The 13,223-nt window shown below is 67.3% G+C and carries 14 protein-coding genes and 1 pseudogene; 13 read left to right on the top strand and 2 right to left on the bottom strand.

Annotated elements, in window-relative coordinates:
- From ACWC5C_RS38170 to ACWC5C_RS38130, 9 genes and pseudogenes are all read left to right on the top strand, one after another.
- Positions 1 to 649 (top strand): RHS repeat-associated core domain-containing protein (locus ACWC5C_RS38170; RefSeq protein ID WP_450883270.1); only part of this gene is annotated, 649 nt, incomplete at its 5' end.
- Between the two features lie 504 nt (positions 650 to 1,153).
- The gene (locus ACWC5C_RS38165) at positions 1,154 to 1,456 is read left to right on the top strand and encodes a hypothetical protein (protein ID WP_450883268.1); all 303 of its coding nucleotides are present in this window, start codon (positions 1,154 to 1,156) and stop codon (positions 1,454 to 1,456) included.
- A 179-nt stretch (positions 1,457 to 1,635) separates the two neighbouring features.
- The gene (locus ACWC5C_RS38160; protein WP_450883266.1) at positions 1,636 to 1,851 is read left to right on the top strand and encodes a hypothetical protein; all 216 of its coding nucleotides are present in this window, start codon (positions 1,636 to 1,638) and stop codon (positions 1,849 to 1,851) included.
- Positions 1,852 to 2,171: 320 nt separating this feature from the next.
- Positions 2,172 to 2,744 (top strand): hypothetical protein, encoded by a 573-nt coding sequence (locus tag ACWC5C_RS38155; RefSeq protein WP_450883264.1) that lies wholly within the window; start codon positions 2,172 to 2,174, stop codon positions 2,742 to 2,744.
- A pseudogene (locus ACWC5C_RS38150) lies at positions 2,723 to 4,208 on the top strand (RHS repeat-associated core domain-containing protein); the annotation flags it as partial. The gene ACWC5C_RS38155 and the pseudogene ACWC5C_RS38150, both read left to right, overlap by 22 nt.
- A gap of 2 nt (positions 4,209 to 4,210) precedes the next feature.
- Positions 4,211 to 4,630, top strand: coding sequence for a hypothetical protein (locus tag ACWC5C_RS38145; RefSeq protein ID WP_450883262.1), 420 nt, complete (start codon positions 4,211 to 4,213; stop codon positions 4,628 to 4,630).
- A 500-nt stretch (positions 4,631 to 5,130) separates the two neighbouring features.
- Complete coding sequence (locus ACWC5C_RS38140; RefSeq protein ID WP_450883260.1) at positions 5,131 to 5,403, top strand: hypothetical protein; 273 nt, start codon at positions 5,131 to 5,133, stop codon at positions 5,401 to 5,403.
- Positions 5,400 to 6,062, top strand: coding sequence for a hypothetical protein (locus tag ACWC5C_RS38135; protein WP_450883258.1), 663 nt, complete (start codon positions 5,400 to 5,402; stop codon positions 6,060 to 6,062). Before ACWC5C_RS38140 ends, ACWC5C_RS38135 begins: the two co-directional genes overlap by 4 nt.
- Positions 6,029 to 6,739 carry a haloacid dehalogenase-like hydrolase gene (locus tag ACWC5C_RS38130; RefSeq protein WP_450883256.1) on the top strand — a complete coding sequence of 237 codons (711 nt, stop codon included), beginning with the start codon at positions 6,029 to 6,031 and terminating at the stop codon, positions 6,737 to 6,739. Before ACWC5C_RS38135 ends, ACWC5C_RS38130 begins: the two co-directional genes overlap by 34 nt.
- Positions 6,740 to 6,744: 5 nt before the next feature.
- Here ACWC5C_RS38130 and ACWC5C_RS38125 read toward each other — a convergent pair whose 3' ends face one another.
- A complete protein-coding gene (locus tag ACWC5C_RS38125) occupies positions 6,745 to 7,620 on the bottom strand; it encodes an aminoglycoside phosphotransferase family protein (protein ID WP_450883254.1) in 876 nt (291 codons plus the stop codon).
- Positions 7,617 to 8,828: an MFS transporter gene (locus ACWC5C_RS38120; RefSeq protein ID WP_450883252.1), complete on the bottom strand. Its 1,212-nt coding sequence runs from the start codon at positions 8,826 to 8,828 to the stop codon at positions 7,617 to 7,619. The genes ACWC5C_RS38125 and ACWC5C_RS38120 overlap by 4 nt, the downstream gene beginning before the upstream one ends.
- Positions 8,829 to 8,900: 72 nt before the next feature.
- Here ACWC5C_RS38120 and ACWC5C_RS38115 point away from each other — a divergent pair, with 72 nt between their 5' ends.
- The 4 genes from ACWC5C_RS38115 (at position 8,901) to ACWC5C_RS38100 (ending at position 13,077) form a co-directional block, all read left to right on the top strand.
- Positions 8,901 to 9,659, top strand: coding sequence for a DeoR/GlpR family DNA-binding transcription regulator (locus ACWC5C_RS38115; protein ID WP_450883250.1), 759 nt, complete (start codon positions 8,901 to 8,903; stop codon positions 9,657 to 9,659).
- A 160-nt stretch (positions 9,660 to 9,819) separates the two neighbouring features.
- Positions 9,820 to 10,011 carry a hypothetical protein gene (locus tag ACWC5C_RS38110; RefSeq protein WP_009713521.1) on the top strand — a complete coding sequence of 64 codons (192 nt, stop codon included), beginning with the start codon at positions 9,820 to 9,822 and terminating at the stop codon, positions 10,009 to 10,011.
- 39 nt (positions 10,012 to 10,050) lie between these two features.
- On the top strand, positions 10,051 to 11,652 hold the full coding sequence (locus ACWC5C_RS38105; RefSeq protein WP_450883248.1) for a penicillin-binding transpeptidase domain-containing protein: 1,602 nt from the start codon (positions 10,051 to 10,053) through the stop codon (positions 11,650 to 11,652).
- A gap of 177 nt (positions 11,653 to 11,829) precedes the next feature.
- Positions 11,830 to 13,077, top strand: a complete 1,248-nt coding sequence (locus ACWC5C_RS38100) for an ROK family protein (RefSeq protein ID WP_450883246.1) — start codon at positions 11,830 to 11,832, stop codon at positions 13,075 to 13,077.
- Positions 13,078 to 13,223 lie beyond the last annotated feature (146 nt).

Here is a 13,223-nt window from a genome sequence, read left to right as displayed (position 1 = left end):
CTACACCCCACTCCGCTTCCCGGGCCAATACTTCGACCCGGAAACCGGCCTCCACTACAATTTCCACCGCTACTACGACCCAGACTCCGCCCGCTGCCTATCCCCCGACCCCTTAGGAATATCCCCCGCCCCCAACCCCGCAACCTACGTCCATAACCCGCTTGCGGCAAGTGACCCCGAGGGACTTACTCCGTGCCGCCAGGGGGTCGCGGACGATTTCAACGTGCGCCGCAGGGCTGTGATCAATCCAGGGAAGGTCTTCCGCGGGGACGCACGACATCCCGACGAGGTATTCCAGAATGGCTTTTCACCGAAAGGCACCAATGAGGACATCGGCCAGTACGCACTCCACGACACGCCATCCAATTGGGTAGGCACGAGTAAGAGCGCCAGCCAGGCAGGCAATTTCCCCCAATCGGCCCAGGGGCGCGGAACTTGGGTGTACGAGATTCGCGGAAACGGGTACGGCGTAGACGTGAATCGGGCGATGGGCGGCGCTGTTCGATCCTTCATAAACGGGACCGGCTTCCCGTCCGAGAGAGAAGTAATTTACAGAAATATCGACCCGAGCAATATTGTTCGCGCAGAAAGGTGGCGCTACGGAATGCGCACAGGCGAAACTATCGAAAATCCTGGATTCGGACAATGAACGAAGAGCTCCCAGTACGTGTCCAGATTGACGGCCAAGAGGTCGAGTGGAAGGTTGCAATCGAAGGAGACGGACCATGGCATCTACGCTTGAAGTCTCCTCGTGGGATCGAATCCGAGGCGACAGGGAGTAACGCGTTTGAAGCCCTGCGGTCCATGCACAGCAACCTCGCCCCAAAGAGAGTAAAAATTTGCTGCAACGGCACCAGGATCAATGTCAGACCTTCCGGACTTTCGGCATCGCACGGCGCTTGGATGCTCTACATGCTACACATGTGGCGCCCACCTACAGTACGCGATTTGGTTCCAATTTTCGGATATTGTCCGCCCAATTACATCGGATCGCCAGAGGAGCAAGACGCCTATTGGGAACGCCACCTCAGAAACAGGAAAAATTGGCTCAACTTCATCAACCCCGTCTGGTGGATCTACTTCCTTACGGCCTCCTGGGGAAAACCTAAAAATTAGCAATTCCGACGCCTACTGGTCGGTGGACCGTCAGCCATTGGACGGGACACTGTTCGATTACTTCAATGGCAGCCAGGTGATGGGTGCCACAGGGAAAGAGGCTGGGAGGAGTCACGCGATGATGGAATTTCAACGCGCCACATTCCACCGGCAACTAATAGCCACCCTGGACGCCCTAGGCTGGGACTCGGACCAGCAACTCGAGCACATCAGCCAATTGAGCGTGGGCGTGGACGAACTCGCCCTAGAATTCGACGACGTATACCAGTTTGCGTCCGGGAAAAGGAGGGAAGGCGCGCTCCCTGCCGCGACAACTGGACACCATAAAACCGATCAATGATCATCTTGCAGCGATGACAGAAAGTGAAGCTAGCCTGCGGAATGAGCAGGCACTCAGAAATTCCCCTAAATGGCAAGAATTGCGCGAGATCGCTCGAGCGGCAAAGTCTGAACTCGGTGATTGACGGCCACCAGGGTCAAGATCATCGAGCACATGGAGCGAGTACACGAGTTGGACTGATGGCCGGCCACATGGAGGTCGGACACATCCTCACCGGGGACGAGGCAGGGAAGAATGTCAAGATCCAGGAACTCTCCGACTCCCCGCCGAGCTATCTGGTCTTGGTGGCCCGCGATCGAGACTTCCGGGACGGCTGTGGCGACTACTGGGTGGAGGACCGTGAGTCGTTGGAAGCGTTCTTCGCCGAGGGAGGTTGGATCGTTGACTGGAGCTGAGCGAGCGAGGCGCATTCCGGCAACCGACTTCCGCGGATCCCCTCAGACGTACGTCGCCCAGCTGGGGGTCACGATCGAGGGGCTCGAGTCGCTGTGGGGATCCCCCGACACCACCCGCGACGACCTCGGCGAATGGTTCACCTTCGCATTCGCACTCCCGAGCGGGACCCTGGCAGCCCTAGCCCGAGAGATCCACAACGCGCCCTCGCCCGGCTACATCCTGACAGCGATCGGCCAAGCGACATCCTGGCCGAGTTCCTTAGCGCGTCACGCATGACACCGGAACACGTCACGCATCAAACCGCTTCTCCGCCGCCGACATGACGGAGACCAACACCGACCTCGCGGGAGCCTTCCCGTCGCGACTCGTACATGACGTGCGCGCCGTCCTGGCAGTCATGCCGGAACCGCAGCATCCCCGCACGTCGCCGTTCTCCGTCGACGTATCCGGCGAGACCGTCAGCATCCCCTCCCGGATCTACAACGACGAGCCGTCCGCCGACGCGGAGCACCAGCTCACCGCGACGCAGCTGCGGATCCCCCACTGCCTGTATTCACGCCACAGTGACGGCATGATCCGCCAGCGCCATCTGGAGCAGATCGTCCGCTCCGGCGAGCCCTCGGTGGTCCCATTCGTCGTGCAGCTGGTCGGCGAATACGTCGTGGAGATCCTGGACGCGATCCGCAGCGGCATCGCCAACGTAGCCACGCCGAGATCCGCCCAGCGGCTCCTGTACGGGGAATTCATCGCGCGCAACCCGTCGTTCTTCGCGCGGACCGAGCGCCGGGTGGTGAGCTACTGGTCTCGCTACCACCGGCGCGAGTACCCGGCGTTCGGCGCATACCCCGGCTGCCTCGTCCTGGAACTCCTGCGAGTAACCGCACCGCCCTGACCGCCGGTGGCCACGCACTGGCCTCTGAACACGACGCCACGGGCCGCGAGACAAACCGCCGCATCGGCAACACGCTCACCCTCACCAACACCTGGGATCCCCTGGGCCGCCTGACCGCCCAGTCCCTTGCCGGGGGATCCGACACCGCCCCCCATCCAACACCGCACCTACACCCACCGAGCAGACCGCAACGTCACCGCCGTGAACGACCGCCTGAACGGCCCGAGCACCTTCGACCTGGACGCGGCAGGCCGCGTGACAACGGTCCGCGCCTCCGGCTGGACCGAGACGTACGCCTACGACGAAGCAGGCAACCAAACCCAAGCAACCTGGCCCTCAAAGGGCGCACCCCACGAACGCACCTACACCGGCACCCGAATAACCCGCGCCGGCAGCCGGCGCTACGAACACGACGACGCAGGCCGTCTCACTCTCCGCCAGAGAACCCGCCTGTCTCGCAAACCCGACACCTGGCACTACACCTGGGACGCCGAAGACCGCCTCACAAGTGTCACCACCCCCGACGGCACGGTGTGGCGCTACCTCTACGACCCCCTCGGCCGCCGCACCACAAAGCAACGCCTCGCCACCGACGGCGAAACCGTCCTGGAGCAGACCGACTTCACCTGGGACGGCCCCATTCTCATAGAACAAACCACCGCCACCCCAGACCTACCGAACCCAGTCACTCTCACATGGGACCACGACGGCCTGCGCCCCATAGCCCAGACCGAACGCATCACCGAAGCAACCACCCAGCGCGAAATCGACTCCCGATTCTTCGCCATCATCACCGACCTCGTCGGCGCCCCAACCGAACTCGTCGACGAATCAGGCACCGTCGTCTGGCAGACCCGCTCCACCCTCTGGGGCACCACCACCTGGGCCGCCAACAGCACCGCCTACACCCCACTCCGCTTCCCGGGCCAATACTTCGACCCGGAAACCGGCCTCCACTACAATTTCCACCGCTACTACGACCCAGACTCCGCCCGCTACCTATCCCCCGACCCCCTAGGCCTAACCCCCGCCCCCAACCCCGCAACCTACGTCCACAACCCCCACACCTGGACCGACCCCTTCGGTCTCGCGCCTTACGAACGCTATCGTCGAGACTCACGCACCATAGACGAGATATTCCAAGATGGTTTTAAACCACGAGGAGACAACCTGAACCTAGAGGAACACGTATACGGAATCGCGGGCGACTTCACCCCCCATTCCGGATACGTATCGACTACAGAATCCCTAGAACACGCTTTGAGTCGACAAAGAACAAGCAACGGCAACGTCTTCCACATCGCGGCCAGAGACGGCGGGGTCGACGTGAATGTTCGCCTCCCTAGCAATCCTCACATGAATGAACTTGAGTTCGCATACCCCCGCTCCATAGACGCCTCCGAGATTGTCGGCGCATGGGACTCAAAGGGCACCTGGATACCGAACCCACACTTCAAGGGATAGCAATGACGGATTCAGTTTCACTGATCGCCAAACGAGGCGACGGCTTCACTCAGACAGTAGACTTGACTTTCTCCACATCGCCACCCCATTCCATACAGATGACACGAGCGGGACATGCTCCCGTCTCGTATGAAGGCGATCATTTGACAGCATGTCTCAGAAAGCTGCGCAAAGACCTGGAAGCCGAGGGGTTCCTTCTGTGCTGCCAAGGAGCCCGCCCGGACATCGTACTTTCTGGCATGCAGGCGCAAATGACCGACGGAAGGTTCGCATATACGTTCAATCCAGCCTCTCGCACCATCAATGATGAAACCGTGGACATTTTTGCCCCCGCTTCCGCCGAAGACGTTGTGACCACCGATGAGCAACGAGCGGAAACTTTCCGATTCTATGGACTGGAGGATCGAGGAGGGCAGCAGTAGACCGCTTCTCGTAATCCCTCGACGGCCGCCAAGGCAGCCGTCTATCACCGTATGGATGACGCGGGCGCCATCACCTCGAGTTGATGGCTAACACTCTCTCAAGCAACCTCCCACTAACCAAGGGCGACATTCCACGATTTTCATCGAGTTTCTTCATGAAACGCACTCCGAAGTACCAGCCATATTGAAAGATGCCCCTTTCCGTCACGTGAGCAACATGAGGTCGCCACCGGTCGATAGAGTTGGACGCATCTGCGCCGGAGATGAGGCAGGAAAATACGTCAAGGTCCAGGAGCTGCCCGACTCTCCGCCGAGCTATCTGATCTTGATGGCCTGCGATCGAGACTTCCGGAACGGTTGTGGAGACTACTGGGTGGAGGACCGTGAGTCGCTGGAAGCGTTCTTCGTCGAGGGCGGTTGGATCGTTGAGTGGAGTTGAGCGAGCGAGGCGCATTCCGGCAACCGACTTCCGCGGATCGCCTCAGACGTACGTCGCCCAGTTGGCGGTCACGGCCGAGGGGCTGGAGTCGCTGCGGGGATGCGCCGACACCACCCGTGACGACCTCGGCGAATGGTTCACCTTCGCATTCGCACTCCCGAGCGGGACCCTGGCAGCCCTAGTCCGAGAGATCCACAACGCGCCCTCGCCCGGCTACATCCTGACGGCGTTCGGCCACGCCGACGCCCGCGGCCTCCTGGCCGAGTTCATTACCGCGTCAGGCATGACACCCGAACACGTCACGCATCAAACCGCTTCTCAATCGCCGACATGACGGGGACCAACGCTGACCTCGCGGGGGCTTTCCCTTCGCAGCTCGTGCATGACGTGCGCGCCGTTCTGGCCGTCATGCCAGAACCGCAGCATCCCTTCATGTCGCCGTTCCCGGTCGACGTGTCCGGCGAGACCGTCAGCATCCCCTCCCGGATCTACAACGATGAGCCACCCGCCGACGCGGAGCACCGGCTCACTGCGACACAAGTGGGTATCCTCCACTGCCTGTACTCACGCCACCATGACGGAATGGTCCGCCAGCGCCACCTGGAGCAGATCGTCCGCTCGCACGAGCCATGGGTGGTCCCATTCGTAGTGCAGCTGGTCGGCGAATACGTCGTGGAGATCCTGGACGCGATCCGCAGCGGCATCGCCGACGTAGCCACGCCGGGGTCTGCACAGCGGCACCTGTACGGGGCCTTCGTCGCCCGGAATCCGGCGTTCTTCGCGCGGACCGAGCGCCGAGTGGTGAGCTACTGGTCTCGTTACTACCGGCACGAGTACCCGGCGTTCGGCGCATACCCCGGCTGCCTCGTCCTGGACCTTCTGCGAGCAGCCGCCGCCGACCGCACCGGCAGGCGGTGGCCCCGTCGCACGCCACCCGGGCTCACCTCTACGCTGTCGCCATGCCTGCCGCCCGCACCCCCGAACCCGTCCTGATCCTCTGGGACGTGGACCAGACGTTGGTCAGCATCAAGGACGGGGTGAGTCGCAGCCTCTACGAGCGGGCCTTCGAGAAGGTGACAGGCAAACGGCTCGGCGGGCTGGCAGCCATGGCCGGGCGCACCGAGCAGGCCATCATGGTGGAGACGTTGCGCCTCAACGGGATCGATGAGCCGGAAGCGCTATTCGGTGAGTTCTACGCCGCGCTCACGGCGGCAGCCGAAGGGCTGGAGGGGCGGATGCGCGAGGTCGGGGTGGTGTTGCCCGGTGCTCGGGAGGCCATCGGCTCGTGTGCCGGGCGGGGCGCCGTGCAGTCGGCGGTCACCGGCAATCTTCGCCCGGTGGCCATCACCAAGCTGGCCGCCCTCGGCCTGGGCGACGGGCTCGACTTCGAGGTCGGCGGATACGGCGACGACGGTAGTGATCGAGCCGACCTCGTGCGTCTGGCGCGCAAGCGGGCGTCGGAGAAGTACGGGCACGCCTTCGACGGCAGGCGGACCGTCGTCATCGGGGATACGCCGCACGATGTTCGCGGGGCCCTCGATGCCGAGGCTCTGGCCGTGGGGGTCGCCAGTGGCCGTAGCTCCGCCGGGGAGTTGAGCGAGGCCGGGGCGGACATCGTGTGGGCGAGTCTCGTCGAATTCAGCCCTGAAGCGCTGGGGTGGCGGAGGTAGCGGCCTCAGGCCTCGCCCAGGACCGCTCGGATCACGTGGCGGGCGTTGCGGGCCATCGCCGGGGTTCTCGTCCGGTGGTACGGGAGGGCGATCAGGGCTTGGGAGAGGGTGCGGGCTCGGCCTCGGGTCCAGGTCGCGTCGTCCACGGCCAGCGCGTCACGGAAGGCGGACCGCGCATCGGGCGGTAGGAGGCCCCAGGCCGGAAAGAGGTCGCAGGCCGGGTCGCCGACGCCCATGCAGCCGAAGTCGATCACCGAAGTGAGGCGACCGGTGGCGTCCACCAGCAGATTGCCCGGCATCAGGTCGGCATGCAGCCATACCGGCGGCCCGTCCCAGTCGGGGGTGTGCAGGGCGTCGTTCCATACAGCGAGAGCGGCGTCGCAATCGACGTCCTCCTCCGGGATGGCGCGCAGTTGCTCGATCGCCGCCCGGGTCTCCGTGTCGAGGGTGGCGAGGGGGCCGCCGCGGTAGGCCCTCGGGGCATCCGGCAGGGGGACGTTCCGCATCGCGGCCACGAACCCGGCCAGGTCCTTGGCCAGCAGCGACGGTTCGCTCAGTGCGCCTTCCTTCGGGTTCTCCCCCGCCAGCCAGCGGTGCACCGACCACGGCCAGGGATATCCCTCGGCAGGCTCCCCGGTGCCGAGCACTTCGGGGATGGCCGTGGGCAGCAGGGGTGCGAGGCGGGGCAGCCACTTCCGTTCCGTCGATACGTCCTGGGCTCCGCCCGCCACCAGTGGTAGCCGTACGGCCATGGCATCGCCCAGCCGGTACACGGCGTTGACGGTGCCGCCGGACGGGAACCGTTCGACGGCCAGCGCCGCCCATTGCGGAAATTGTCCGGCGATCAGCCGCCGCACGAGAGCGGCGTCGATGGGGGTCATGGGGCACTATCCGACCCCCGTACGCCCACCGGGGCAACTGCTTTTCGAACGACCGCCCCGGGAGCCCGCAGGATGCCCGCCGCGCACGCGGCGATGACGCAGAAGGCCACCGGCAGGAAGAAGGTGAGGTTGAGCGGTACGAGGTGGGTCAGCGGGCCGATGACGGCGGGACCCGCGAGCACGCCGAGGTAGCCGAGGCCCGCGACGCGGGAGACGTTGGCGCCCGCCGTGGACTGGTCGGTGTGGCCTGCCGCGCTGAAGAGCTGGGGGACGCAGCCGGAGAGCCCGACACCGAACACGGTCCAGCCGAGCAGCGCCAGCGGAATCCAGGGCGAGAGCGCGGCCACGGTCATGCCGAGGGCGGCCGCGGAGGCGCCGTAGCGGAGGATGGCCACCGGGCCGAACCGGGCGGCCACGCGGTCGGCGAGCAGGCGGCCGAGCGTCATGGCGGTGGCGAAGGCTCCGAAGGCGAGGGCGGCGGTGGCGGCGGGCGCGTCCAGGACGTCGCGCAGATGGAGCACGCTCCAGTCGTTGGCCACGCCTTCGCACAGCATGATCATCAAGGCCAGGGCGGCCAGCCCCCAGATGCGGCGGGGCGTCCGGTAGCGGGTCTTCGCCCCCGAAGCGACGGTCTCCGTTTCCGGAGCGGCCGCAGGCCGTAGCAGCCCGAAGGACGCCGCCGCCGCGACGGCGAGGCCCAGGGCCGCCGTCCCGGCGAGGGTCGCCGCGGGGCTCCAGCCCCAGCCGAGCGTACGGGCCCCGACGAGCGAGGCGAGGACGCCGCCGAGGGAGTACGTGGCGTGGAAGGCGGACATCACCGGCCGCCCGTAGCCGCGTTCGACCTCGACGGCATGGGCGTTCATGCTGACGTCCAGGCAGCCGTTGCCCACCCCGAAGACCAGCAGGGCCGCGCCCAGCGTCCAGACGTTCGTGGCCAGGCCCGGCAGGATCACGGTGGCGCCGCACAGCGCCGCGCCGAACGGTACGACGACGTGGGTGCCGAACCGGTCGGTGAGGGGCCCCGCGAGTTGCATGGCCGCGAAGGCTCCCGCGCCGAGAAGCAGAAGGAGCCAGCCGAACACGGCGTGGCCCGTCCCCGCGCGGTGCTCGATGCCGGGGATGTGGACGATCCACATCCCCATGAGGAAGCCGTTCAGGGCGAAGTAGGCGAAGGTGGCCAGCCGGGCGGCCCGCAGCGATCTCTCCATGCATCGAACGTAGCGAACAAAGAAGATGTTCGTAAGATTGCCTTTCGATCGCCAGATGTGTTCAATCGCATCATGACAGGCGCAGATCGACTGAGGCAGATCACCGAGGCCGTCCGCAGCGCGGGCCGCGCCGGGGTCGCGGAGCTGGCCGCGCTCACCGGCGCTTCGGAGATGACCATCCGGCGCGACCTGGAGACGCTGGCCGCCCAGGGCGTCCTGGAGCGCTACCGGGGCGGGGCGAGGAGCCTGCTGCTGCGCGGCGAGGAGCCGCCGTTCGCGCTGCGCGCCCACGAGGGGCTGGACGCCAAGCGGCGCATCGCCGCGGAGGTCGCCGGGCTGATCGCCGACGGGGAGTCCGTCGTCCTCGACAGCGGCACCACCTGCCTGGAGGTGGCCCGGGTGCTGGAGCACCGGCGGCTGACCGTGATGCCGCTGTCCCTGCACGCGGTGAACGCGCTGACCGGCGCCCCGCAGGTGACGCTGCTGGTGCCCGGCGGGCGGCCCCGGCCGGGCGAGCTGGCGCTGACCGGCCCGCTGACCCAGGCGTCGCTGGCCGCGCTGCGCTTCGACACCGCCGTCATCGGCTGCTGCGGGCTGAACGCCACGGACGGGCTGACCGCTTACGACATGGACGACGCCGCCGTGAAGCGCGCCGCCATCGCCTCGTCCCGCCGCGTGATCGCCGTCGCCGAGGCCGCCAAACTCACCCGCACCGCCCTGGCGTTCGTCGCCGCCGCCTCCGCCCTGGACGCGGTCATCACGGACGAGAGCGCGGCGGACGACCACACCGACCGGCTAGGCGCCACCGGTACGGTGGTACGGAAGGTGTGACCAGGCACAACGCACAGACCGGGCCGGGGCATATGCCAGACCGGGCGTCAGGGGAACACTCGCGCCGAGGATGCGTTGTTCCTCACATACCGCGGGTAACAGCCCAGTTGAGAGGTTTAGGCCACAGCGCTTGTCAGTGGCTGCCCCTACTCTATTGGTCATGCGTCCGACTCCTACTCCCCAGAGCCCTGCCTTACTGACCACCTCCACCGACCAGGCCAACGAGGCGATACGCGTCTTTCTGCGCGCCCGGGCCGGGCGGGCCCTGCGGCCTGCCGAGCGGGCGGAGTACGGGCGGCTCCTCGGGGTGTACACGCGGGCGCTGCGCGGTGAGATGGAGCAGGCGGCCTGAGAAGCAGACCGCCGACCACACCTGGGGGCGGGTCACGCGATGCGTGCAGCGGGGAGAGTCGTACTCGGTACGGCGTTAGCGGGGTTCATCGGGGTTGCGGGGATCGGGGGGTACAACCTCTATACGGGGTTGACCGGCGGCAGTGGGCCGTCGGTTCCGGACGGCGCGGTGACGCCGGCCGATGTGAAGGACACGGCACGGGAGTTCCTGGCCGCGTGGGCGGATCAGAACGACCTGAAGGCCGCCGCGTACACGAACGACGCCCAGAGCGCGACCACCGCGCTGAGCCGCTACCGCGAGGACGGCCGGGTGACGAAGCTGACGCTCACGGCGGGCGAGGCCCACAGCGCCACGGTGCCGTTCCGGGTCGAGGCGGAGATCGCGTATCAGGGGAAGGGCTCGACGTGGACGTACGACTCGGAGCTGACCGTCGTGCGCGGCCGGACGACGGGGAAGCCGCTGGTCGACTGGAAGCCCGCGGTCATCCACCCCAAGCTCGCGCCTGATGAAACGTTACAGACGGGCCTGGCGGACGATCAGCCGGTCCGGGTGCTGGACCGGAGCGGCAAGGAGCTGAAGCAGGGCAGCCATCCCTCCCTCGATCCGGTGCTGACCTCGCTGCGGTCGCGCTACGGCGACAAGGCCGGTGGCGCGGCCCGGATCGAGGTGACGGTGGTCAGGGCCGACGGGTCGCCCGGGACGACGCTGCATGTGGTGGCGAAGGGCAAGCCCGGAAGCCTGCGTACGACGCTGGACCAGCAGGTGCAGCGGCGCGCGGAGGCGGCCGTGAGCGAGCGGAACGGAGCGTCCGTGGTGGCGCTCAAGCCCAGCACCGGGGAGATCCTCGCGGTGGCCAACTCCGACCGGGCCGAGTTCAACGCCGCGCTGCAAGGGCAGACTGCGCCCGGCTCGACGTTCAAAATCATCACCGCCGCCACCCTGCTGGAGTCGGGCGAGGTGACGCCCGCCCAGCGGGTGCCGTGCCCGAAGACGGCGTCGTACGCGCAGGGCATGACGTTCCATAACGTCGAGGACAGCGAGAACCCGAGCGCCACCTTCGCGCAGGACTTCGCGGCCTCCTGCAACACCGCGTTCGTCTCGCTCGCGGGCTCCATACCCGACGACGGGGTGGCGGAGGAGGCGCGGGCGGTGTTCGGCATCGGGCTCGACTGGCGGGTCGGCGTCACGACGTTCGACGGCTCGGTACCGACGGAGGGCGGGGACGGCAAGGCCGCGGCGGTCATCGGGCAGGGCACGGTCCAGATGAATCCGCTCACGATGGCGTCGGTGGCGGCCACCGTGCGGACGGGCGTCTTCAAACAGCCGGTGCTGGTGCCCACGTCCATGGACCGGCGTACGGTCGCGACGGCACAGCGCGGTCTGAGCCCGGCGGCCGTGCAGCAGCTCAAGGGCATGATGCGGCTGACGGCGACGAGCGGCACCGCGGCGACGGCGATGGCCGGGGTCAGCGGCGACATCGGCGCCAAGACGGGCTCGGCCGAGATCGACGGCCAGGCGAAGACCAACGCGTGGTTCACCGCCTACCGCGACGACATGGCCGCGGCGGCCGTGGTCACGGAGGGCGGACACGGAGGTGACGCCGCCGGACCCGTCGTACGGCAGGTGCTCGCACCCCGCTGACGACAACCACCCCGCCACCTTGCCCCGTTCACCCCGTCTCTCCTGCGGCTCCGCGCCCCCGACGCTTCGTACAAGGGTTGTGCGAAGGGGTTGTCTATGGTCCGGCGGACGCTCTAGCCTGGCGCGGCATCAGCCGCGAAAGCCAGCGAGCCAGAGAGCCACAGAGGGGATTCCGGCGTGAAGCGCACGTCCCGCGACATACGCACCGCCAACCGCTACGGGGTGCTGCGCCACATCGTCGCCGAATCCCCGGTGTCCCGGCAGGAGGTGGCCGCGGCGACCGGGCTGAGCCTGGCCACGGTCGCCAACCTCGTCGGCGAGCTGTTGGAGCTGGGCATGCTGGTCGAGGTCGGCTACGAGGACTCCGACGGCGGCCGCCCGCGCGGGCTGGTCGCCGTCAACTCCTCCGGGGGCGCGCTGATCGGGGTGGACGTCGCGGAGACGTACATCCATGTCGAGCTGTTCGACCTCGCCCTGACCGTACTCGCCCGCGCCGACGAGGAGTTGCGCCCCGAGCGCCCGGAGGAGAACGACCCGGCCAAGGTGGTGGCGCACATCGCCGCCGCCGTGGCGTCCGTGGCCGGGCAGGCGGGCATCGCGCCCGACCGGGTGCTGGGCGTCGGCGTCAGCATGCCGGGGCAGGTGGACCGGGAGGGCGGGGTGTCGGTGTTCGCGCCCAACTGGGACTGGCACGACGTACCGCTGCTGAGCCTGCTGGCCGATCACATCCCGTACCCCCTCTACCTGGACAACCCGCTGCGCGCGTGCACGGTCGCCGAGCAGTGGTTCGGCGCGGCGCGCGGGCGGGGTGACGCGGTCGTGGTGAACCTCGGTACGGGCGTGGGCGCCGGGCTCGCGCTGGGCGGGACGCTGCACCGCGGGGTCAGCAACAGCGCGGGCGAGTGGGGCCACACCACGCTCATCCTGGACGGGCGGCAGTGCCACTGCGGCAACCGGGGCTGTGTGGAGACGTACGTCGGCGCGCCGGGCATCATGCGGAATCTGCGCGAACTGGCCCCGGACAGCCCGCTGCTGCGCGCCGACGACCAGACGGCGACCATCGAGGCCCTGGGGCGGGGGCTGACGGACGGCGACCCGGTGGCCGTGCGGGTGGTCCGCGAGACGGCCCGCTATCTCGGGGCGGGCCTGGCCGACCTGATCAACCTGCTCAACCCGGAAGTGATCGTGCTCAGCAGCTGGGTGGCGGCCGCGCTCGGCGAAGGACTGCTGGCCGAGGTGCGCGCGGCGGTGGCCGGGCGGGCGCTGGGCCGTCCGCTGGCGAGCACCGAGATCGTACTGTGCCCGATCCCGTCGAACCCGGTGAGCCTCGGGGCGGCGACCTTCGTGCTGGAGGGCCAGCTCGCGTCCGTGAGCCAGAAGCAGCGCCGCGCGACGGCCGCGAGGGCCCTCGGCGCGCCCTCGTAACGAGGTGTGGGAGCGATCCCATTCCCGTGGTCGTTCGAATCCTCGAACCGTCCCAAAAGTCGCGCCGCCCACTTCGTCCAACCCCTTGCCGAAGTCTTCGTCTATGGCTAACGTCCCGCTGCACCACCGCACTTGGCCGTGAACCG

This window comes from Streptomyces sp. NPDC001700 (assembly GCF_053596435.1).
This window is presented reverse-complemented; position numbering and strand designations above follow the sequence as displayed.

What these genes read in the sequence shown, in the direction of transcription:
- ACWC5C_RS38155 (WP_450883264.1), top strand. Translation starts at nt 2,172, where the DNA reads ATGACGGAGACCAACACCGACCTCGCGGGAGCCTTCCCGTCGCGACTC.
- ACWC5C_RS38160 (WP_450883266.1), top strand. Translation starts at nt 1,636, where the DNA reads ATGGCCGGCCACATGGAGGTCGGACACATCCTCACCGGGGACGAGGCA.
- ACWC5C_RS38130 (WP_450883256.1), top strand. Translation starts at nt 6,029, where the DNA reads ATGCCTGCCGCCCGCACCCCCGAACCCGTCCTGATCCTCTGGGACGTG.
- ACWC5C_RS38120 (WP_450883252.1), bottom strand. Translation starts at nt 8,828, where the DNA reads ATGGAGAGATCGCTGCGGGCCGCCCGGCTGGCCACCTTCGCCTACTTC.
- ACWC5C_RS38115 (WP_450883250.1), top strand. Translation starts at nt 8,901, where the DNA reads ATGACAGGCGCAGATCGACTGAGGCAGATCACCGAGGCCGTCCGCAGC.
- ACWC5C_RS38110 (WP_009713521.1), top strand. Translation starts at nt 9,820, where the DNA reads ATGCGTCCGACTCCTACTCCCCAGAGCCCTGCCTTACTGACCACCTCC.
- ACWC5C_RS38105 (WP_450883248.1), top strand. Translation starts at nt 10,051, where the DNA reads ATGCGTGCAGCGGGGAGAGTCGTACTCGGTACGGCGTTAGCGGGGTTC.
- ACWC5C_RS38135 (WP_450883258.1), top strand. Translation starts at nt 5,400, where the DNA reads ATGACGGGGACCAACGCTGACCTCGCGGGGGCTTTCCCTTCGCAGCTC.
- ACWC5C_RS38125 (WP_450883254.1), bottom strand. Translation starts at nt 7,620, where the DNA reads ATGACCCCCATCGACGCCGCTCTCGTGCGGCGGCTGATCGCCGGACAA.
- ACWC5C_RS38145 (WP_450883262.1), top strand. Translation starts at nt 4,211, where the DNA reads ATGACGGATTCAGTTTCACTGATCGCCAAACGAGGCGACGGCTTCACT.